The sequence below is a fragment of the Allokutzneria multivorans genome, assembly GCF_039537405.1.
Lineage (GTDB): Bacteria > Actinomycetota > Actinomycetes > Mycobacteriales > Pseudonocardiaceae > Allokutzneria > Allokutzneria multivorans.
Map to the genome: position 1 here is coordinate 369623 of NZ_BAABAL010000009.1, position 19771 is coordinate 389393.

20 protein-coding genes are annotated in these 19771 nt (G+C 70.1%); 11 read left to right on the forward strand and 9 right to left on the reverse strand.

Annotated features, from left to right (window positions below):
* Nucleotides 1-12: 12 nt before the first annotated feature.
* Complete coding sequence (locus tag ABD798_RS16710) at nucleotides 13-1041, reverse strand: glycoside hydrolase family 5 protein (protein WP_344875689.1); 1029 nt, start codon at nucleotides 1039-1041, stop codon at nucleotides 13-15.
* Nucleotides 1042-1254: 213 nt separating this feature from the next.
* On the opposite strand from ABD798_RS16710, the gene ABD798_RS16715 reads away from it, so the two are divergent.
* Nucleotides 1255-1767 (forward strand): helix-turn-helix domain-containing protein, encoded by a 513-nt coding sequence (locus tag ABD798_RS16715; protein ID WP_344875691.1) that lies wholly within the window; start codon nucleotides 1255-1257, stop codon nucleotides 1765-1767.
* A gap of 2 nt (nucleotides 1768-1769) precedes the next feature.
* Nucleotides 1770-3011, forward strand: coding sequence for an MFS transporter (locus ABD798_RS16720; protein WP_425549234.1), 1242 nt, complete (start codon nucleotides 1770-1772; stop codon nucleotides 3009-3011).
* On the opposite strand, the gene ABD798_RS16725 is transcribed toward ABD798_RS16720, so the two are convergent.
* A complete protein-coding gene (locus ABD798_RS16725; RefSeq protein ID WP_344875695.1) occupies nucleotides 2973-4580 on the reverse strand; it encodes a PucR family transcriptional regulator in 1608 nt (535 codons plus the stop codon). The two genes, ABD798_RS16720 and ABD798_RS16725, sit on opposite strands and share 39 nt — an antisense overlap.
* A gap of 126 nt (nucleotides 4581-4706) precedes the next feature.
* Between ABD798_RS16725 and ABD798_RS16730 the strand changes: the two genes are divergently transcribed.
* On the forward strand, nucleotides 4707-5792 hold the full coding sequence (locus tag ABD798_RS16730; protein ID WP_344875697.1) for a carboxylate-amine ligase: 1086 nt from the start codon (nucleotides 4707-4709) through the stop codon (nucleotides 5790-5792).
* Nucleotides 5793-5796: 4 nt separating this feature from the next.
* On the forward strand, nucleotides 5797-6258 hold the full coding sequence (locus tag ABD798_RS16735; protein WP_344875699.1) for a hypothetical protein: 462 nt from the start codon (nucleotides 5797-5799) through the stop codon (nucleotides 6256-6258).
* A gap of 5 nt (nucleotides 6259-6263) precedes the next feature.
* Here the strand turns inward: ABD798_RS16735 and ABD798_RS16740 are convergent, their stop codons facing one another.
* From ABD798_RS16740 to ABD798_RS16750, 3 genes are all read right to left on the reverse strand, one after another.
* Nucleotides 6264-7430: a glutathionylspermidine synthase family protein gene (locus ABD798_RS16740; RefSeq protein ID WP_344875701.1), complete on the reverse strand. Its 1167-nt coding sequence runs from the start codon at nucleotides 7428-7430 to the stop codon at nucleotides 6264-6266.
* 94 nt (nucleotides 7431-7524) lie between these two features.
* The gene (locus tag ABD798_RS16745) at nucleotides 7525-7875 is read right to left on the reverse strand and encodes a hypothetical protein (RefSeq protein WP_344875703.1); all 351 of its coding nucleotides are present in this window, start codon (nucleotides 7873-7875) and stop codon (nucleotides 7525-7527) included.
* A 319-nt stretch (nucleotides 7876-8194) separates the two neighbouring features.
* On the reverse strand, nucleotides 8195-11221 hold the full coding sequence (locus ABD798_RS16750) for an AfsR/SARP family transcriptional regulator (RefSeq protein WP_344875705.1): 3027 nt from the start codon (nucleotides 11219-11221) through the stop codon (nucleotides 8195-8197).
* A gap of 154 nt (nucleotides 11222-11375) precedes the next feature.
* Here ABD798_RS16750 and ABD798_RS16755 point away from each other — a divergent pair, with 154 nt between their 5' ends.
* The 3 genes from ABD798_RS16755 (at nucleotide 11376) to ABD798_RS16765 (ending at nucleotide 14095) form a co-directional block, all read left to right on the forward strand.
* The gene (locus tag ABD798_RS16755) at nucleotides 11376-12110 is read left to right on the forward strand and encodes an MBL fold metallo-hydrolase (RefSeq protein WP_344875707.1); all 735 of its coding nucleotides are present in this window, start codon (nucleotides 11376-11378) and stop codon (nucleotides 12108-12110) included.
* A gap of 346 nt (nucleotides 12111-12456) precedes the next feature.
* Nucleotides 12457-13569: an HNH endonuclease signature motif containing protein gene (locus tag ABD798_RS16760; protein ID WP_344875709.1), complete on the forward strand. Its 1113-nt coding sequence runs from the start codon at nucleotides 12457-12459 to the stop codon at nucleotides 13567-13569.
* A 34-nt stretch (nucleotides 13570-13603) separates the two neighbouring features.
* The gene (locus tag ABD798_RS16765) at nucleotides 13604-14095 is read left to right on the forward strand and encodes a YfbM family protein (RefSeq protein WP_344875711.1); all 492 of its coding nucleotides are present in this window, start codon (nucleotides 13604-13606) and stop codon (nucleotides 14093-14095) included.
* A gap of 430 nt (nucleotides 14096-14525) precedes the next feature.
* Here ABD798_RS16765 and ABD798_RS16770 read toward each other — a convergent pair whose 3' ends face one another.
* Nucleotides 14526-15701: an ROK family transcriptional regulator gene (locus tag ABD798_RS16770; protein WP_344875713.1), complete on the reverse strand. Its 1176-nt coding sequence runs from the start codon at nucleotides 15699-15701 to the stop codon at nucleotides 14526-14528.
* A 61-nt stretch (nucleotides 15702-15762) separates the two neighbouring features.
* Here ABD798_RS16770 and ABD798_RS16775 point away from each other — a divergent pair, with 61 nt between their 5' ends.
* The 4 genes from ABD798_RS16775 to ABD798_RS16790 are packed head-to-tail and all read left to right on the forward strand — an operon-like array spanning nucleotide 15763 to nucleotide 17516.
* Nucleotides 15763-16059, forward strand: coding sequence for a SemiSWEET family sugar transporter (locus ABD798_RS16775; protein ID WP_344875715.1), 297 nt, complete (start codon nucleotides 15763-15765; stop codon nucleotides 16057-16059).
* Nucleotides 16056-16676: an HAD family hydrolase gene (locus ABD798_RS16780; RefSeq protein WP_344875717.1), complete on the forward strand. Its 621-nt coding sequence runs from the start codon at nucleotides 16056-16058 to the stop codon at nucleotides 16674-16676. The genes ABD798_RS16775 and ABD798_RS16780 overlap by 4 nt, the downstream gene beginning before the upstream one ends.
* A 29-nt stretch (nucleotides 16677-16705) precedes the next feature.
* A complete protein-coding gene (locus ABD798_RS16785; RefSeq protein WP_344875787.1) occupies nucleotides 16706-17095 on the forward strand; it encodes a helix-turn-helix domain-containing protein in 390 nt (129 codons plus the stop codon).
* Nucleotides 17096-17105: 10 nt separating this feature from the next.
* Nucleotides 17106-17516, forward strand: a complete 411-nt coding sequence (locus tag ABD798_RS16790) for a VOC family protein (protein ID WP_086819337.1) — start codon at nucleotides 17106-17108, stop codon at nucleotides 17514-17516.
* Here ABD798_RS16790 and ABD798_RS16795 read toward each other — a convergent pair.
* Genes ABD798_RS16795 through ABD798_RS16805 form a run of 3 tightly spaced genes read right to left on the reverse strand, consistent with a single transcriptional unit; the run spans nucleotide 17513 to nucleotide 19757 of the window.
* Nucleotides 17513-18142, reverse strand: coding sequence for a spherulation-specific family 4 protein (locus ABD798_RS16795; protein ID WP_344875719.1), 630 nt, complete (start codon nucleotides 18140-18142; stop codon nucleotides 17513-17515). The genes ABD798_RS16790 and ABD798_RS16795 overlap by 4 nt on opposite strands.
* Entirely contained in the window at nucleotides 18130-19044 is a 915-nt protein-coding gene (locus ABD798_RS16800; RefSeq protein WP_344875720.1) for an SDR family oxidoreductase, read from the reverse strand. Before ABD798_RS16800 ends, ABD798_RS16795 begins: the two co-directional genes overlap by 13 nt.
* Nucleotides 19041-19757 carry a nucleotidyltransferase family protein gene (locus tag ABD798_RS16805; RefSeq protein ID WP_344875721.1) on the reverse strand — a complete coding sequence of 239 codons (717 nt, stop codon included), beginning with the start codon at nucleotides 19755-19757 and terminating at the stop codon, nucleotides 19041-19043. Before ABD798_RS16805 ends, ABD798_RS16800 begins: the two co-directional genes overlap by 4 nt.
* Nucleotides 19758-19771 lie beyond the last annotated feature (14 nt).

Below are 19771 nucleotides of genomic sequence, written 5' to 3' on the forward strand. Positions count from 1 at the left end.
CCGTTCAGTCGATCAGCCGCGAACGCGGTCCCTGATCCACCGCCCGGCCTCCTTCAGCACACCGGTCCCGGCGAAGGAGTTGCCCGCGCACGTGCCCTCCTTGAACACCGCGCCCGAGCGGTGGTCGTCGGAGAAGTTCCAGTTGATCCAGCTGATCTTCTTCTGCGCCATCAGGTCGAGGTAGCGCTGCGACCGGCCGAAGTCGTTGGCGCCCTCGCCCGCGGAGTTCTGCGTGCCGAACTCCGTCACGAAGACCGGGAGCTTGTCGGCCGCCCGCGACAGGGTGTTCAGGTAGGTGTCGTCGTGCGAGGCCGCGTAGAAGTGGAAGGTGTACATGAGGTTCCCGAGTGTCAGCGGGTTGTTCGCCACCTCGGACTCGTTCTTGCCGTAGGAGACGCCGAAGGAGGACCACGCCGGGGTGCCGACGAGGACGACCGCGTCGCTGTCCTTGGCGCGGATCACCGGGATCAGCTGCTCGGCGTAGCTCTTCACCCGCGACCACGTGACGCTGCCGCCGTTGGGCTCGTTGGCGATCTCGTAGAGGATGTTGGTCTTGTTCTTGTGCCGCTCGGCGATCTCGGTGAAGAAGGTCTTGGCGCGCGCCAGGTTGTGGTTGGGGTCGCCCGGCGTGAGCATGTGCCAGTCGACCAGCGCGTACATGCCGCGCCGCGTGGCCTCCTCGATGTAGTTGTGCACCATGTCGGTGAACTTGCGCGGGTTGGTCTCGTAGCCGCCCTCCTGGATGTACATGGAGATCCGCAGGACGTCAGCGCCCCAGTCGTTGGCGAGCGCGTCCAGCGAGGCGGGCTTCACGCACTGGCTGTACCACTGGATGCCGTGCGTGCTCATGCCGCGCAGCTGGATCTGCTGACCGCTGGAGTTGCAGAGTTTCGTTCCACAGACCCGGAGCTGGCCGTTCGCCGCAGCGAAAGAGCCCGCGGGCAGAGCGGAAGCCTCAGCTGCTGATGCGCTCGGTACGAGCAGGGCGCCCGCGAAGACAGCGGCCGCTGAGACGAGCGTGCGAAGCGTGTGCCGACCCATCACTTCTCCTCCCGGAACGGAAGTCGGTGCAGGGATCACCGAGGGGACTTCCGGATGGCGTGCGGCGGCGGTTGGTGCTGCGTGTCGGGAAACCGGTAAATAGTTAAGTTAGTTTCCTAACAGTGGTGACCGATGCTAGTGAGCTGGATCACCGAGAGTCAACCGGCAAAGAACCGTTTGACGGTGGGGTGCCCGCCGGGTCAGACTCGGGGCATGGAAACCGAGCTGGAGGGGTTGCGGGTGCTCGCGCACCCCCTGCGCCTGCGCATCCTGTCGCTGCTCACCGGCGCTGCGATGAGCGCGGCCGAGGCGGCGCGGGAACTCGGCGAGAGCCAGGCCAACATCAGCTACCACATGCGCAGGCTGCACGACGCGGGCCTGCTGGAGGTCGCCGAGGAGGTCGAGATCCGCGGCGGCCGGGCCAAGCGCTTCCGGCACAACCACGACAGCGGCGGCAAGGTGCGGGCCAGGGGGCGCGAGGACCACGTGCTGCTCGCCGCGACCATGGGCGCGGAGCTGCGGCGCAGGGCGGGCAGCCGCGCGCTCGATGCCAAGGGGCTGACCACCGACGCCGAGGTGTGGGTCGATCCCGAGGTGTGGCAACGGGTTCGCGAGGCCGTCGCGGAGCTGGCCGGTCAGCTGCACGACGCCGCCCGCCCGCCGCGCACCGAGGGCACCGTGCACGTCAACGCCACCATCGCGCTGTTCCAGATGGAGGACGAGTGAGCCTGCCGGGCATGCGGGAGCCGTTGCGGCACAGGTCCTTCCGCTTCCTCATGGTGGCGAGGGCGATCGTGCACCTCGGCAACGCCATCGCCCCGGTCGCGCTGGCCTTCGCCGTGCTCGACCTGACCGGCTCGGCGATCGACCTCGGGATCGTGGTCGGGGCGCGCTCGATCGCCAACGTGGTGCTGCTGCTCTTCGGCGGAGTGCTGGCCGACCGGCTGCCGAGGGCGTTGGTGTTGCAGGGTTCCACCGCGCTGGCCGGACTCACGCAGGGTCTGGTCGCGGCCAGCGTGCTCGGCGGGTTCGCCTCCGTGCCCCTGCTGGCCTGCCTCAGCGTGCTCAACGGCGCCGCGGCGGCGACCTCGATGCCCGCGACCGCTTCCCTCGTGCCGCAGACGGTTCCGGCCGAGCTGCTGCGCCCGGCGAACGCGCTCGCCAGGATGGGCACGACCACTGCGACGATCATCGGCACGTCGGCGGGCGGTCTGGCCGTCGCGGCGGTCGGCCCCGGCTGGGGCATCGCCTTCAACGCGGCCACCTTTCTCATCGCCTCGGTGCTGTTCGCCAGGATGCGGGTGATCACGGCTGCACCGTCCACAAAGGAGCGATCCCATCCGCTGACCGAACTGCGCGAGGGGTGGCGGGAGTTCTCCTCGCGCACCTGGGTGTGGGCGGTCGTGTTGCAGTTCATGGTGGTCAACGCGGTGATCGTCGGCTCGATCGCGGTGCTGGGCCCGGTGATCGCCGACGCGACCTTCGGCAGGGCGGCGTGGGGTCTGGTGCTCGCGGCGCAGACGGCGGGCGCGCTCGTCGGCGGCTTCGTCGCGGCGCGGTGGCAGCCCCGGCGCGCGCTGTTCATCGGTGTCGCGCTGACCCTGTTCGAGGCCGTCCCGCTCGTCGCGCTCGCCGAAGTGCCGAAGGTGCTTTTCCTCGTGCCCACGATGTTTCTGGTGGGAGTCGTGCTCGAACAGTTTGTGGTGGCCTGGGACGTGGCGCTCCAGCAGCACGTGCCGCAGGACAAGCTCGCCAGGGTCTACTCCTACGACGCGCTCGGGTCCTTCGTCGCGATCCCGGTGGGGGAGATGGCCGCCGGGCCGCTCGCCGAGCACTTCGGGATGCGCGCGACCCTGCTCGGCGGGGCGGCGCTGCTCGTGCTCGCGACGCTGGCCGCCTTGTGCAGCAAGGAGATCCGCACGCTCAGCAGCTCAGAGCGAAGCGTCGTGGGCCAGCAGGGCGACGTGTAGGGACAGCATGGACTCGGCGTCGTCCAAGGAGATGCCGAGGATCTGCTCGATCCGCGCGAGCTGTTGGTAGAAGGCGGTTCTGGACAGGTGCGCGGCTCCTGCGGCGGCCGACTTGTTGCCGCCGTGCTGGCAGTAGTCGCGCAGCGTGTCGAGCAGGCGCGTGTTGTGGAAGCGGTCGTGCGCCAGCAGGGCGGAGAGTTCGCGCTCCACGAACGCCTGCACGCGCTGGTCGGCGTGCATGAGGTGCATGAGCCCGCGCAACCGCACGTCCGCGAGGCGGTGGAAGACTCGTGCGCCTCCGGAGCGCAGTGCGGCTTCGGCGACGTGAGCGGCCTCGGCGAGGCTGCGTGCGGCCTCCGGAACGGCCGCAACGGTGGTGCCGAGCGCGACGACCACGGGCAGCGCCCACGGTGTCGCCGCGACTGTCCTATGTAGACCGTTCGCGAAGCGGTGCAGCGCCGGGTCGATCTCGCCGACCGTGGGCAGTGTGAGCAGCGCACGAACGCTCGTGTCGTCCACAACCCCCACCAGAGCGGGGATCCCGGCCCTGCGCGCGGCGGAGGCGGTCACCTCGGACAGCTCGCGCAGCACCTCCTGCGTGGCCAGCGCGGGCGCCGGGGTCGCGGAGATCGTCGTGCGCGGGCGGACCGAGACGCCGACCAGCCGCCGATCGCCGAGCCGCACGCCGAGCGCGGTCGCGCGGGTCGCCACGTCCGCCGCCGGGCTGCCCGAGGTCAGCATGTCGATCAGCAGCGCGCGGTGGCTCTGCCGCTCCAGGCTCTCGTCGTCCTTGGCCAGCAAGCGGTTCAGCGCCAACGCGGACGCCGCGCGCTCGGCCACGACGGTGTGCTGGTGCGAAGGTTCCTCCTGGGTGCGCAGCACGAGCCTGCCCCAGTTGTCCCCGCGCGCGCCGACCATCGTGGCCAGCCAGCCGGTCGCCTCGTCGTAGCCGGTCTGCGTGGTCAGGCCGCTCTCCCAGGCCGACAGCAGCTCCGCCGGGTCGCCGCCCGCCGCGTCGTAGGCCAGCAGGTGGTGATCCAGCGACTCCAGGACCACCGGCAGTCCGGAGAGCCTGGCCACCTCGCGCAGGATCTCGGCGGGCCCGGCACCGGACAGCGTGAGCGCGGTGAAGATCTCGTGCACCTGCTCGGTGGCGCGCAGCTCGCGCACCTGGGCGCTGGTGATCACGGAGACGACGGCCTCGGTCACGGAGACGAACCGGGTCTCCTCGCCGAGCGCGACCAGCGGCAGCCCGTGCCGTTGCGCGGCGTTGACCAGCGCGGGCGGCAGCTCGGCGGGCCAGCGCCGCACCAGCTCCACGATCAGCCCGGCGACACCGACCCCGGCCAGCTCGTCGATGTAGCGGCTCAGCCCGGCGTCGTCGGAGGGCAGGGCGATGCCGGTGGTCAGCACCAGCTCGCCGCCGTGCAGCAGCCCGGCGATGTCGGCCACCTCGGCCACGTGCACCCAGCGGACGCGCTGCTCCAACCCGGCCGAACCCGCCACGACGACCGGCCGTCCGCGACGCACTTCTGGCAGGGCGAGGACGTCCTCGACCGTCGGGTACATCCGGGCTCCATCTCGCGGGCGGCAACGGGTGAACAAGACCTTAGGTCGTGACGGGACCACAAACGCAGCGCTGCACGGTCCACAGAGGCGGGATTGGGATGTTCTCGCAACGGGAACGATCGATTCGTGGAACCGCTGACAGTGGGCGTCGAGGAAGAGTTCTTGCTGGTCGAGGCCGAGACGGGGAACCTGTCCTGGGAGGGGCCCGCGCTGCTGCGCGCCGCCTCCGGCTCCGACGGTGACCTGCAACCGGAGCTGACCCGCTGCCAGGTGGAGTCGGCGACCCCCGTCTGCACCACGGCCACCGAGGTGCTGGAGAACCTGCGTGAGCTGCGCGGAACCCTCGCTGAGCACGCCAGACGGCGGGGGTTGAGGCTGATAGCCACAGGCACCGCGCCCCTGCACGAGCCCGCCCCGCCGAGGCTCACCGAGAACCCGCGCTACCGCCGGATCTCCGAGCACGCGGGCGCGCTGGCGACGGCTTCGCCGTGCTGCGGCTGCCACATCCACGTGGGCGTGCCCGACCGGGAAGTCGCTGTTCAGGTCGTCAACCACCTGCGGCCGTGGCTGCCCGTGCTGCTCGCGCTCAGTGTGAACTCGCCGTTCTCCGGCGGTGCGGACACCGGCTACGAGAGCTGGCGTTCGCTGTCCTGGTCGCAGTGGCCGAGCGCCGGTCCGCCGCCGTACTCCGATTCGCACGCCGCCTATGAGGAGTCCGTGCGCGAGCTGCTCGACAGCGGCGCTGCGATGGATCGCGCGATGATCTACTGGGATGTGCGGCTCTCCGACGAGTGGCCCACCGTTGAGCTGCGGGTATGCGATGTCATGCCCACCGCCTCGGAAGCGACACTGCTCGCCGTGCTGGCGCGGGCCCTGGTGGCGCGGGCGGTGGAATCGGAGGAGCCCGCGCCTCGGCTGTCGCACCACGCGCTGCGCTCGGCGTTGTGGCGCGCCGCGCGCGACGGGATCTCCGGTCAGGGCTACGACCTGCGCACCGGCCGCCTCGTGCCGATGTCGGAGTTGGTGGAGCAGCTGGTGGACTGGACGGCTCCGGAGTTGGAGCAGTTCGGCGACCTCGGCTTCGTGCGGTCGACCGTGCCGCGCCTGTCACAACTCGGTTCCGGAGCGTTGCGGCAGCGCCGCGCGTTCGCCGAGGGCGGCTGGAAAGGATTGGTGGACAAGCTTTCGGAGCAGACCGAAGAGATCACCTGATCGGGTGTTCGCCGTGTTCTCCTGTGCGCGCAAGGGTTTTCACCGGAGCCAGAAGGAGACACCCCCGATACGCGCAGGCCGGATCGCCGTCATCGTCACCGCCACGCTGAGCACGGTCCTGTTCGCCGCGCCGAGCGCGCTGGCAGCGTCCAAGACCTCCGACGCCGTCGGCGGCGACGTGACGTGCTCGGTCAGCGGACGCGGCTGGGATGACAGCACCTTCACCTGCAAGATCCGCGACACCAAGGCGGACGGGCACACCGCGGCCATGCAGTACCGCCTCCACTACAGCTGGAGCGGGAACAAGAGCGAGGTGATGACCGCGAAGAACCAGAACGGCCACGGCACCACCGTCACTTGGACGAAGAAGTACGCCGAGGGCGTGTCGCTGGAGTTCCGCGCGGTCGTGCTGCGCACCTTCAACAGCTACGGGAACTGGCAGTACCTCAACGGCGAGCGCGGCTGAGCGGCTCAGCCCTGACGGACGCGGTGCGGCAGGAACGCCGCGCCGTCGTCGGTGACCAGCCCGCAGGTCTCGCGGATGCCGAGCCCGGCCGAGGCGTCGCCGACCGTCCACGCGCCCAGCACCGGCCGGTAGGAGTCGAACTCCGGGAGCGGGGCGAACGCCTGGTACACATGGCCTTCCGCGCCGTAATGGCCTTCGGTGCTGGTCTCGTGACCGGCGGCCACGATGTCCACGTTGGCACCCTCACGTCCCAGTAGCGGCTTGCGCACGTACTCGGTCAGCGGCCCCGGTCCACCGAGGAACGAGGGCAGCAGGTTCGGGTGCCCGGGGTACATCTCCCACAGGATGGCCAGCAAAGCCTTGTTGGACAACAACATCTTCCACAGCGGCTCGATCCAGCGGGTGCCGGGCAGGCTCTCCACGACCTGGCGGCCGAAGGGCTCCATGATGATCCACTCCCACGGGTAGAGCTTGGCCACCGTGGACATCGGGGTGTCGGCGAGGTCGACGAAGCGGCCGAGCGAGGGGTCCCAGCCGATGTCCTGCACCGCGAGGCCGCTGGTGGTCAGCCCGGCCTCGGCGGCGGTCTCCTGCATGTAGGAGATGGTCAGGTGGTCCTCGCCGGACTCGTTGGCGTTGGACCACGCGAAGTGCGCCTCGGGCGAGGAGAGCGTCCCGGCGATCAGCTTCCACCGCTCGACCAGCTTCTCGTGCAGGGAGTTCCACTGGTCGTCCTCGGGGAAGACCTCGGTCACCCAGTACCACTGGATCACCGCCGCCTCCAGCAGCGAGGTCGGGGTGTCCGCGTTGTACTCCAGCACCTTCGCCGGCCCGGAGCCGTCGTAGCGCAGGTCGAAGCGGCCGTAGACGTCCGGGTCGCGCCGCCGCCACGACTCGGCGATCGCGGGCCACGCCCACTCCGGGATCGCGAAGTCCCGGTACCGCTCGGTGCTCACCACCAGCTCGACGGCCTCCAGGCACATCGAGTGCAGCAGCTCGACGTCGGCCTCCAGCGACAGCACCTCGTCCATCTCGAACACGTAATGGGCGGATTCGTTCCAGTACGGGCGCAGTTCCCCGTTCGCGGTGACGGCGGGCTCACCGAAGACGAGCCCCTGGCTCGCCACGGTCTCCTGCCAGTTCGGGCGCTGTGGTGCGGTTTTCCTGAGCATGGCGGGTCTTTCTGGTGTGGTTTTCCGGGGTGAGAAGTAAACGGTTCGAGTCCGGCGGCCCGGACTCGAACCGCTCGTTGCTCGCGCGCCGGTGTCAGCCGCCGCAGTTCTGCTTGCACCTGCCGTGCTCGTCGCGGCATTCCTTCGGGCAGTCGTCACGGGTCCCGAGGCCGCCGCGAACGACGTGCGAGTCCCGGACCAGCGTCGAGCCCGGGAACGTCGCGGGGGCCGCTGCCAGGGCCGCGCCGGGGTAGAAGTAGCTGTACTGCGCGTTTCCGCTGTTCGGAGTGATGGTGAAGATCGCGTCGGTGTCGAGTGAGCCGCTCTCGGCGTGGCTGGAGCAGGACTCCGCCGGAGCCACCGGGGCGGCGCTCGCGTACGGGCCGGAGACGAGCCCGACGAGGCCGACGGCGACACCGCCGCTGATCAGCAAACGACGACGCATTTTCTTTTCGGATGCACCCGAAGCATTGTCTGAACGCATGTGAATCCCTGAGAGTTAATTACTGGTCGGTGGGCGCCGTGACGCTATCGTGATTGGTGTCGGCGTGGCCAGCGTGGGGGGAAATTAGCTACTTCCGCGTGAACGACACGAGTGGGATTCTTGTTTTGTTGAGATTGTTCTGAGCTAGTCGTGATGAAGGCTTTTGTTCGGCGGTAAGCGATCGGTAAGCGGCGACGGTGATCCTCGGGGCATGAGCGATTCCCGCAGCCACTTCGGCTCCGCGTCCTGCTACGTCACGGGTGTGCTCGCCCCGCGCGAGTCACGGCCCGAGCCCGACGGTCCACAGGTAGGCCTGGTGGACGACCTCGCGTAGCTCGGGCTCCGGCCAGGGCAGGAACAGCGGGTCCGACCGCGCCGGGTCGAGCCCGAGCACGTCGCCGACCACCGCGGCGACGCCGATCGGCGCGGGCAGGCCGAGCCGCCGCCGCACCCCGTCCCACGCCGACGCCAGGATCGCGGCGGCCGGATCGCCGAGCTCGGCCGCGACCAGTGCCGCCTGCAACGCCGCCGCCATGCCGAAGCGGAAGTGCGAGCGGCCGATCGCCGACGCGAGCGCGTCCGAGAGCACCTCGCGTGCTTTCGCGGGCTGACCGGTCCTGCGCAAAGCCTCCGCGGACAACGATTGCAGGCGCACCACCCTGGACAGCGACCTCGGGAACAGCCTGCGCAGCTGGCGCACGCTGTCGTCGAGGAACTCCACGGCGGCGGCGGGGTCCTTGGCCAGCAGCGTTGTGCCGATCGCGCGGCGGGCGGGCTCCTGCTCCAACGGCCCCCCGGTCGGGCCGAGCCGCTCAGCGAGCTGCTCGCACCACCCCTCGGCGGCCCGGATGTCCTTGTGCCCCAAGGCGACTTCGGTCCGCAGCGCCAGCTGCGCGGTGGAGGTCCACAGGCCGCGCCCGGCCCGGTGCACCTCGTGCCGCCCGCACAGCTCGGCAGCCTCCTCGTAGCGGCCCCACGTCGCGTACACGCCGCCGCCCGCGGTCAGCGAGGTGGCCACGTCGTCACCGGAACCGTTGTCCAGCGCGGAGATCTGCTCCAGCATGCGCGGCGTCCCGTGCACCGCGCCGGGATCGAGCAGGAAGCGCAGGCAGCTCATCTCGAAGATCAGCGCGACGCGGTGTTCGCGCGGGCGGTGCGCGGCAAGCTCCCGCCGTGCCGATGCCATGATCGACACCGCTGAGACGTAGTCCTCCCGCAACCGGGCCAGCTGCGCCTCCTGGAACCGCAACAGGCTGCGCGTCTCGGGATCGCTGTCCCAGACCGTGCGCAGCGCCCTGTCCAACAGCGCCTGCCCGTTGGCGATGTAGGAACCGTGCTCGTGCCAGAACTCGAACAGCTTCGCCACGAGCTCGTTCGACTGCGCGTTGCGACCGCGCTTGTGCAAGTGCGCCAAGGCGGAATCGAGATCAGCGACCTCGCGCCCCATCGCGCGCACCCCGGCGAGGCGATCGCGGTAGGAAGGCAGCGCGTCCAGCTCCCGCGCGCGCAAACTCCACCGCTGCGCGTGCCGGTCGCGCACGAGCACCGTCTCCGCGTACTCGGCCAGGCGCGCCTCGGCGAACTCGCGGACCACGGTCAGCAGCCGGTAGCGCTGGCCGGGCAGGGCGCGCACGAGCGAGCGCTCCACCAGGTCGGCCAGCCGCGCCGCGAAGTCCACGTCGTCCAGCGGAGCGCCTCCGCACACCGACTCCACATCGGTCAGGCCGAACTCGCCCCGGAACACCGACAACCGCGCCAGCAACCGCTGCTTCTGCTCGGTGAGCAGGCGGAACGACCAACCGACCGCGCGCTCCATGGTCCGGTGCCTCGGCTCGCCCGCCGCCCTGGCGAGCAGGTCGATCCCGCCTTCGAGCCGTTCGCGCAGCTGCCGCAGGCCCAGCGACGGCACGCGCGCGGCGGCCAGCTCCAACGCCAGCGGCAGCCCGTCGAGGTGGTGGCAGATCGTCGCCACGTCCGCCTCGGCCTCCGGCCCCGACGGCAGCGCGGTCCCGGCACGCGCGCGGAACAGCACGATCGCCGGGTTGTCCGCGTCGAAGCGACCGGAGGCGGGCGCGGTCAGCGGGCCGAGCGCGAACACGCGCTCCGCCGGTAAGCCCAGCGGCTGGCGCGCGGTGGCGAGCACGGTCAGACCGGGGCACCACGCCAGCAACCGCTCCACCAGCGCGGCGCACGGCTCGGCCAGGTGCTCGCAGTTGTCCAGCAGCAGCAACAACTTCCGGTCGGCCACCCACGACACGAGCCCGGCGAAGACCCCGTGCACACCGTCGCCGGTCACCCCGAGCAGCGAGCCCAGGTAGAGGATGATCGCGTTGCCGTCCTGCAACGGCGCCAGCTCGGCGACCGCCGTGCCGTCCGGCCAGTCGGCGTGCTCGGCCACGTTCATCGCGAGGCTCGTCTTGCCGCAGCCGCCCGGCCCGGTCACCGTGACGAGCCGGTGCACGGCGAGATCATCGGCGAGTTCCGCCTGCTCGGCCGCGCGCCCGATGAGCTGGCCGGAGCGCGGGCGCGGACCCCACCAGCGCTGCCGCTCGCGCTGCGGTTCCTGCTGCGAGCTGAGGATCTGCGCGTGCGCGTCCCGCAACGCCTGGCCGGGGGAGACGCCGAGGTCCTCGGTGAGGCGTCCGCGCACGCGGTCGATCACGCGCAGCGCGTTGGCCTGCTCGTCGGCCGCGGAGTAGGTCAACGCCAGGCACGCGTGCACGAGCTCGTCGTAGGGCCGTTCGTCGGCGAGGGTTTCCAGCAGAGCCACCGCGCGCTTCGGCTCGCCGCACCGGATCGCGATCTCGGAGAGCGCCGTGGCCGCCTCCGCCCGCGCGCGCTCCACCGCGAGCGCCTCCGGAGCAGCGTGCGTCGGCGCGGTCAACCCCGCCAGCAACGGCCCCCGCCACAACAGCAACGCGCGCTCAAGGCGGTCGAGCTGGTCGAGGTAGGACTCGCCGGGCGGGTTCGCCTCCACCAGCGCGGAGAACTCGGCGAAGTCACTGCTGCCCGGCGGGAGGCGGAGCACGTAGCCGCCCTCGGCCAGCTCCACCACGACGTCCGCGCCGACCCCGCGCAGCCACGCGCGCAGACGCGACACCGCGACCTGAAGGGTTTTGCGCTCCTGCTCCGGTGGGTCACCGTCCCACAACCACTCCGCGAGCCGGCGTCCGCTCACCGGCCTGCCGTTGGCCAGCAGCAGCGCTCCGAGGAGGTTCGCCTGCCCGGCTCCACCCGGCGTGTGCGCCCGCCCGCGCGCCCAGACCGTCAGCGGCCCGAGCACGCCGAAGCTGAGCTGATCCGCCACGTGCGCCCCACCCCTGAGCCTGTGTGTGTCCGTCGGACGCTAGGGAAGGTGAGCGGCTTTCGCACGGGCTTCGTGGACCTTTCCGTTGTGCGCGAATGGTGTGCCGTTGTCCGCTCGCAACCCACGCGGGACCTGCGCCACCTACGCTGACCTCGTGCGACTGACAGTGCTCGGAGGATGCGGCGCATGGCCCGCCGCCGGTCAGGCGTGCAGCGGGTACCTCGTGGAGCACGAGGGATTCCGCCTCCTGGTCGATCCCGGCTACGCCGTCCTGCCGCGCTTGTTGGAACTGATCGAGGCGTCCCAGGTGGACGCGGTGCTGGTCAGCCACGGCCACCCCGACCACTGCGCAGACCTGAACCCGTTGCTGCGCGCGAGAATCTTCACCGGCGCCGGGCCACTGCCGCTGTACGCGCTGCCCGGCTCGGTCGACCACGTGCTGGCGTTGGACGCGGGGCCGCGCATGGCGAAGTCCTTTGTTCCCAAGGATTTCTCGGCGGGGGACAGTTTTGACGTCGGACCGTTCCAAGTGGACACGATGTTGCTGCCGCACTGGGTGCCGAACGCCGGGATGCGCTTGACGGCTGGCGGCCGGACGCTGGCGTACACGGGGGACACCGGGCCGACCGACGCGCTGTTCGAGCTGGCGTCCGGGGCGGATGTGTTTTTGGCGGAGTCCACGTATGTGGAGTCGGTGCCTGCGGAGTCTGCTGCTTATTTGTCGAGTGCTTTGCAGGCCGCTGGTTATGCGTCATCGGGTGGGGCGCGGAGGTTGCTGTTGACGCATTTGTGGCCTGGGGAGGATGTGGGGGAGGCGGTGGCGGTGGCTCGGGGTGTTTTTTCTGGGGATGTTCGGGTGGCTGTTGGCGGGTTGATGGTGGAGCTTTAGGTTTGGTTGTTTGGTGGCTGGGTTTCCTGGTCGGGGACGGCTGGCTTCCTGGTGGGGGACGGCTGGGCTTCCGGGTGGGGTACGGCTGGGCTTCCAGCTCGCGTCGGTTCCAGCGTGGGGGTCGGCTTGACCTGGGGCCCCTTGCGCGTGCCGTGGTAGGCCGGGCGGGCACGGGATGGATCCCGGCCCTCGCGGACAAGCGTATGGCACGCGCACCCCAGGTAAAGCCGACCCATTTCCAGCCGTCCGTCGCGTTAGTCTCGGGTTGCGTTTTCGGCGTTGTCGGCGCCTGGCAATTCATCCTTTAGAGCCATGATCGTCTATTTATTTCACGTAGAATAGGGGCATGGACCCTGACGCCGTCCTCAAGGCGGCCTTCGTGGGCATGGGGAAAGCCGTGGCTGACTTTTCGGTGACCCTGCTCAACTATGTATCCGATCTTGAGCCTCGTGATCGGGAATTCTCTGAAGAGCTGTTGATGCGTGAACTGCGCGTGTCGAGGGTGAAAGCGGGTTGGTTGATCGACCGTGCCACGGACCTCACATCCCGCCCAGGAGTGTTGAAGGCGATGGTCGAAGGCCGAGTTGATGAGGGCAAAGCGCTCATGATCATCGACCTGCTCCGGGTTCTCTCGGTCGCGCACGCCGCGATCGCGGAGGAGGCTCTGTTGGCGCATGCGGAGAAGAACTCCTACTCCACGACGCGTCAGTACGCGGTCCGGTTCATCCACCGACTCGATCCGAAGGCCGCTGAACGCCGCTTCCAAGCCAAACGCAAGCAGCGCATGGTGGAGAAGATCAACCTGAACGACGGTATGGCCCTCATCCGGCTCATGATGACCGCCCACGACGCCGCCATGGTCTATGACCACGTCAACCGCATCGCCCGCTCCCTCCCGAAAGACGACCGGACCCTCGACCAGAAACGCTCCGACGTCGCCCGCGATCTGCTGCTCGGCCACGACACCCCCGCCCCGCAAGGCCAGACCATGGTGTACCTGACCATGCCCATCACCTCAGCCTTCGGCATGACCAACGACCCCGCCATCCTCGGCGGCTACGGCCCCATCCCCGCCCGCATCGGCCGGGACATCGCAGCAGGCGGCATCTGGAAACGCATCCTCACCGACCCCATGACCGGCATGGCCGAAGAGATCAGCCACGTCTACCGGCCATCCCCGCAACAGCGGGAACTCATCGCCGCCCGGTACTCGACCTGCATGGCCATCGGATGCAACCAACCCGCCCACCGCTGCGACCTCGACCACTGCTGCCCGTTCGACGGAACCAACACCACACTCAACAACCTGCGGCCGAAATGCAGGCGCCATCACCGGATGAAGACGCACTCGAACTGGAAGTGCACCAACCAACCCGACGGGACGCACACCTGGACCACACCCAACGGGAAGACCGAAGACGTGCACCCGGTGCCCATCGCCGAACCCGCCCCGTTCTAGATTCTCCGCAACTTCACCGCTACCGTCGCGGCCCATGGCCTGTCGCGGATACTTCCTCGCCCTCGACGAACCCCGCATCGCGTTGGTGCTGGCCCAGGACGGCGACGACGAAGGACTCATCGAGGTCATCAAAGAACTCGACATGACCGACGTGCCGGACGAGTGCGGCGTGGACAAGGCGTGGGACGGAATCCACCGGTGCCTCACCGAAGGCCGACTTGGCGGCGAGGACGGCACCTATCCGCTCAACGCGGTCGTGCTCGGTGGTTTGCCGCTGTACCAAGGCGATGACTACGTGGTCAGCTACAACACCCCGGCCGAAGTGCGCGAGGTCGCTGCCGCGCTGACCGAACTCGACCTTGAACCGTTCACCGCCAAGTACTGGGCGCTCGACCCGGACGAGTACGGCGCCGTGGTCGACCAGGGCGAGCTGGCGTACCTGACCCGATACCTGCGGGAGATCACCGCGTTCTACCAGCGGGCCGCGAAATCGGGGTGGGCGAGCCTCTTCGTCGCCGATCAGTGAGAGCGCATCAGCGCCGAAACGAGCCCACCTGGCCGAGGGTGATTCCGGCACGGGCGGCGAGAGGAACCGTGGGGACAGCGGACTCGCGGAGACAGGCCTCCAACTGCGGGAGGTCGAGGCCGTAGCGCTCGCGGCGTCGGTGCGGGCCTGAACCAGTGCGGCCAACAGGTCGGCGGCGCGCCAGCTGCCGAACTGGGCGAGCACCTGCGGCGTCTCGGCAGCGGTGGTCACGGAGTGGTCCGAGCAGCACCAAGCGTCCGCGACCGGTCCGCCGTCCACGCGGCCCCAGCTCCAGAACCGCTCCTCCACGGCCACGCACATCGCGAGGCAGTCGGTGGAATCCAGATCGGAGATCACCGCGAGCGCGGAGGAGCCGTCGAAGGGGATCGACCTCGTCCCACGTCAGGTCCTGTGCCAGCACGACACGAGGCTAGCGGGCGCGCCAGGCGGTGATGCCGGATTCGGTGAGCACGTGGTCGAAACCGGTCTCGGCGGCGCCGATGATGCTGCCGTCCTCGCCGAGGGCTGACGCGCGCACGGGCGGGACCGACGTGCGCTGGAAGGCGATCAGACCGGCGCGGTAAGCGGTGTCGAAGGACTCGGGGGCGGCGGCCAGCAGATCGGTTGCCACGCCGGAAACGGTGATGAGGCGCGGGTCTAGTGCGTTGACCAAGCCGCCGACACCGCGACCGAAAGCACGAGCCACCGAATCGACGGCGCGCGCGGCGGCGGGGTCGCCGGAGCGGGCGGCGGCGAGGACGCGCTGGGCGGCGGCGCGGGGCTCGGCGGAGTCCTCCTGCCAGGCCAGGCGCGCCAGAGCCCTGCCGTCGACCTCGGTGTCCCAGCAGCCGTGGGCACCGCACAGGCACCTGCGTCGTGGATCGCCGAAGGGGAGGTGGCCGAACTCGCCGCCACCACCGGTCGCGCCGGTCATCGGGGCGCCGTTGACCACGAGGATGCCGCCGAGGCCGACATCGATCTTGAGGTGCAGCGCGACGTCGGCGTCCACGGCGGCCCCTCGGCGGGACTCGGCGAGACCGGAGAGCGTGGCGTCATTGCCCGCCAGCACAGGAAGATCGGCTAGCACGGACAGATCCACGTCGCGCCAGCGGAGGTTGCTGGCCTGTACTACGCGGGTGCCGCAGACCGTGCCGGGCACCGACACCGACAGCACGCGAACCCTTTGCCCCCACTCGTCGAGCTGCCCGGAGACCGCGTGCCGGACCGCGTTGAGCACGGAATCCGCTTCACGGCTGGAGATGTGCCCGGTGGTTCTGGCGAGGACCGCGCCGCCGAGCTCGACAACGGCGACGGCCCACGTCTCGTGCGCGATGTCCACGGCGCACACGAGCGGGCCTTCGGGATGCGGGAGCAGCAGCGTGGTCGGTCGGCCGCGCCTGCCGTCGGGCGGGGCGGCTTCCTCGTGCACGAGAGCGGCCTCGCGCAGCCGCGCGGTGATCTCCAACGCCGAAGCGCGGGACAGGCCGAGGCGCGTGGTCAGCTCCGCCCTGGTCGCGATCCGCCCGGCGTGCAGCTCGCGGAGCACGTGCAGGCGGCCCTCCATCCGCAGGGCCGTCGCCCGGCCCGGCCGCGCCGAAGTGTCCACCGGGGGATTGTGGCAGCCCATGCCGACCATTATGCTCGCAGTACGAACAAAAGGAGAACGGATGACCGCGATCGGCTTCCTCGCCGGGATCTTGACCACCGCCTGTTGGGTTCCGCAGCTGCTCCGCTCGTGGAAGACCCGCTCTACCCCGAAGAACCGCTTGCGGGTTCGAGCATCAGCTCTGACTTCTCCTCCGCTTCATCCCGTCGTCATCTCGGCCGGAGTGGCGCTGTGGGCGGTCTACGGGGTGTGGCAGGGCGACGCGGCGGTGATCGCGGCGAACGTCGCGACGCTGTGCTTCCTGCTGTTCCTCATCGGGCTCAAGCTGGCTGAACGCCGCAGGGAGGTGGTCGCGTGAAGGACGTGCGCGCGGTGCTGTTCGACATGGACGGCACGCTGGTGGACTCCGACGGCGCGGTCGCGCGCTCGTGGAAGGTGTGGGCCGACCGCAACGACGTGGACCACGCCGAGCTGCTGCGGATCTGCCCGGGCCTGCCCGCCGCCGAGGTGATCCGCCACTTCCGTCCACAGTGGACAGATGGGCGGATCGCGGCGGACTCGCAGGGCCAGCTGGAGCTGGAGTACGCGGACCTGACCGGGGTCCTGCCCGCGCACGGGACGCCCGAGGTGCTTGCCGCCGTCGCCGAGCTGGGCCTGCCCTGGGCGGTGGTGACCAGCGCGGACCGCAAGCTCGCCGGGATCAGGCTCGGCGCGGCGGACATCGACGCGCCCGTGGTGGTCACGCGCGACGACGTCACGCGCGGCAAGCCGCACCCGGACGGCTTCTTGCTGGCCGCGCGGCTGCTCGGCGTCGAGCCCGCGCACTGCCTCGCGGTGGAGGACGCGGCGGCCGGCGTGGCATCGGGGCGGGCCGCCGGGATGCGCGTCGCCGGGCTGCGAGGGGTGCCCAGCGACGTGCCGATCGAGCACCTCGGTGAGCTGGCAGACCTGCTGCGTGGTGTGCTTGCGCGGTGAGCCGCGCGGTCGAGGAGTCCAACAGGCGGATGCTGCGCGCCAGGGACGCGATGGACCGCGCCTACGCCGAACCGCTGGACATCCCCGCGCTGGCGGCGATCGCGCACGTCTCCGAGGCGCACTTCATCCGCACCTTCCGCGCCACCTTCGGTGAGACACCCCACCGCTACCTGCAACGACGCCGGGTCGAGCGGTCGATGTTCCTGCTGCGCTCCACCGAGCTGAGCGTCACCGAGATCTGCTTCCAGGTGGGCTTCGGCAGCCTCGGCACGTTCAGCAGGACCTTCCGCGACATCGTCGGCGAGTCACCGTCGGCCCACCGCGCGCGGGGGCCGGTCCCGGCGGTGCCGAACTGCTTCGCGATGGCCTGGACGAGACCGAGCAGTTTTGGAGAAGCCCGGCCCGCCGAGCCGAACTAGCGTTGCCGTCATGTTCAACGCCATCACGCACTCGCAGATCTACGTCGCCGACCAGGACCAGGCACTGGAGTTCTACGTCGGCAAGCTGGAGTTCGAGGTCCACACCGACCAGGACCTCGGCTTCATGCGCTGGCTCACCGTGAACGTCCCCGGCGACAAGAGCCGCGAGATCCTGCTGGAGCGGCCGGGGGCGCCGTCGCTGGACGAGGCCACCGCCGAGCAGGTCCGCGAGCTGCTCGCCAAGGGCGCCATGGGCGGCACGCTCTTCCTCAGCACCGACGACTGCCACAAGACCTACGAGACGCTGCTGGCGCGGGGCGTGGAGTTCACCGACACCCCGGCCGAGCGCCCGTACGGCATCGACTGCGGCCTGCGCGACCCGTTCGGCAACAAGATCAGGTTCGCCCAGTTGTTCTCCTAGGTCGGCAGGCGGCCCCATGGGTTCTCGCCGCCGTGGTCGGTCACGTGGACCGCGGCGGCGTTGGAACGCCACGCCTGCCGGAGCACGGACGCGGTCGCGCTCGGCGGGGTCTCGTACACCAAGTGGCAGAACAACTCCGGGCGGTGCCGGTAGACCCACCGGGGCACCCAGAGGTCCCGGTACGCGCACAGCGGGCCCTCGAAGGTCACCAACAGGTCCGCCAGCTCGGTGAACTCCTCGGGCGGGTGCGTGCCGTGGTTGAGGGCCACGGTGCCCGCGCCGAGCGAGCGCGCGGCCTCGGTCAGGGCGCCGTAGTGGCGCGCGTCCGTCCCGGCCTGGTCGAAGAAGACGCCGTCCACCCCGTACCAGGCGAGGTGCCGCTCGACGTCGGTGAGCACGTCGGCGGCGGGCCGGGCGCCGTAGTCGGTGTCCACGTAGCCGATCACCGGGAGCCCGGCCGCAGCGTCCACAAAGGACTGATCAGGGCTCGTCCCCGGCCCGTCGGCGACGTTGAGCACCACGAAGCGCAGCGCCGGGTGCGACGCGAGCGCCCGCCACCCCTCCGGCTCGACGGCCGGGTGGAAGTAGGCGGGCACCACGTGCCGCTGCCGGCTCACGCGTGACACGCCACCTCCCGCCACTGCGCGGTCAGCGAGTCGGTGAGGTCGTGCTCCGGTCGCCAGCCGAGGCTGCGCTCGATCACCGAGAGATCGGCGCGCTGCCACGGCACGTCGGCCGAGCGCTCCGAGCCGCGCCCCTGCTCGCTGACCGGACCGGAGTGCCCGGCGATCCGGGTCAGCTCCGCGACCAGCCCGGCGGCCGGAGTGCCGATCCCGCTGCCGACGTTGAGGATCTCTTCCTCCACAGTGGACAGTGCGGCGGCCGAGACCGCGCGGGCCACGTCCCTGGCGTCGACGAAGTCGCGGACCACGTCGAGCGGGCCGAGCCGGATCTCGTCGTGGTCGCGGCGCGCGCGCACGATCTCCGCCGCGACCCGCCCGGCCAGCCCGGTGGCGGGCGAACCGGGGCCGATCGGGTTGAACACGCGCAGCACCACCGTGTTCAGGCCCGCCGCGCGACCGATGCCGACGGCCCGCGTGCCCGCGAGCTTGCTCAGCCCGTAGGCGCCGACCGGCGCGGTCGCGGTCTCCTCGGTGACCGGGACGCCGATCTCCACCTTGCCGTACTCCGCCGCCGAACCGAGGTGCACCAGGCGCGGCGGGGTCGGGCATTCCAGCAGCGCGCGCACCAAGCGAGCCGGAAGCTCCACATTGGACTCCGCGAGCTGCGTCATCGAACCGCCGACCGCGCCGACGCAGTTGATCACCACGTCCGGTGCGGCAGCGGTGATCAGGCCGCGCAGAGCGCCCACATCGGCCAAGCCGAGGTCGAAGGGCACGTGGCCCGGCGACTCCGAGAGTGCCGAGCGTGCAACGGTGACGACGTCGATGCCCGACTGGCGAAACAGCACGTCGTGCACGTGCTTGCCGAGGAAGCCGGTCGCGCCGAGCAGCAGGACCCGGGTCACGGCGATCCCTTCAGCAGCGTCGAGCGGATGTCGTCGAACTCGGCGTTCGCGCGGTCGTAGTCGTCGGGCCGCCCGATGTCCAGCCAGTAGCCGTCGAAGTCGTAGGAGTTCGGCGGGGTTTCCTTGTCCAGCAGGTCGAGCACGAGCTCGTCGAAGCCGAGCGGAGTGCCCGGCATGTACCCGGCCAGGGTGTCCCGGCTCATGCCGTAGACGCCCATGCTGACGCGGTAGTGGTGCGTCGGCTTCTCGCTGAACTCCACGATCCGGCCGGACTCGGTGACCAGCACACCGAAGTCGATCTTCACCGAGCGCTGGTAGGTGGCGACGGTCAGCGGGGCGCCGCTGTCCTCGTGCGAGCCCAGCAGCTCCGCGTAGTCGAGGTCGGTGAGGATGTCGCCGTTCATCACCAGGAAGTGCTCGGGCAGGTCGTCGAGCAGGTGCAGCACCGGGCCGATCGTGCCCAGCGGCTGCTCCTCCACCGCGTAGTCGATCTTCATGCCCCACTTCGAGCCGTCCCCGACGTAGGAGCGGATCAGCTCGCCGAGGTAGCCGATGGCCAGCGTCGCTCCGGAGAAACCCTTGTTGGACAACTGGGTCAGCACGATGTCGAGGATGGAGAACTCGTCGCCGATCGGCACGAGCGGCTTGGGCAGCCGAGTGGTGTAGGGGCGCAACCGGACGCCCTTGCCGCCTGCGAGGATGATCGCGTGCATGGGTCGCTCCTTCG

Bases quoted from the DNA above. Each gene is read 5' to 3' on its own strand.
- ABD798_RS16710 (WP_344875689.1), bottom strand. From the start codon at position 1,041: ATGGGTCGGCACACGCTTCGCACGCTCGTCTCAGCGGCCGCTGTCTTC.
- ABD798_RS16790 (WP_086819337.1), top strand. From the start codon at position 17,106: ATGTTCAACGCCATCACGCACTCGCAGATCTACGTCGCCGACCAGGAC.
- ABD798_RS16765 (WP_344875711.1), top strand. From the start codon at position 13,604: ATGGCCTGTCGCGGATACTTCCTCGCCCTCGACGAACCCCGCATCGCG.
- ABD798_RS16715 (WP_344875691.1), top strand. From the start codon at position 1,255: ATGGAAACCGAGCTGGAGGGGTTGCGGGTGCTCGCGCACCCCCTGCGC.
- ABD798_RS16725 (WP_344875695.1), bottom strand. From the start codon at position 4,580: ATGTACCCGACGGTCGAGGACGTCCTCGCCCTGCCAGAAGTGCGTCGC.
- ABD798_RS16745 (WP_344875703.1), bottom strand. From the start codon at position 7,875: ATGCGTCGTCGTTTGCTGATCAGCGGCGGTGTCGCCGTCGGCCTCGTC.
- ABD798_RS16775 (WP_344875715.1), top strand. From the start codon at position 15,763: ATGACCGCGATCGGCTTCCTCGCCGGGATCTTGACCACCGCCTGTTGG.
- ABD798_RS16740 (WP_344875701.1), bottom strand. From the start codon at position 7,430: ATGCTCAGGAAAACCGCACCACAGCGCCCGAACTGGCAGGAGACCGTG.
- ABD798_RS16805 (WP_344875721.1), bottom strand. From the start codon at position 19,757: ATGCACGCGATCATCCTCGCAGGCGGCAAGGGCGTCCGGTTGCGCCCC.
- ABD798_RS16760 (WP_344875709.1), top strand. From the start codon at position 12,457: ATGGACCCTGACGCCGTCCTCAAGGCGGCCTTCGTGGGCATGGGGAAA.
- ABD798_RS16785 (WP_344875787.1), top strand. From the start codon at position 16,706: ATGCTGCGCGCCAGGGACGCGATGGACCGCGCCTACGCCGAACCGCTG.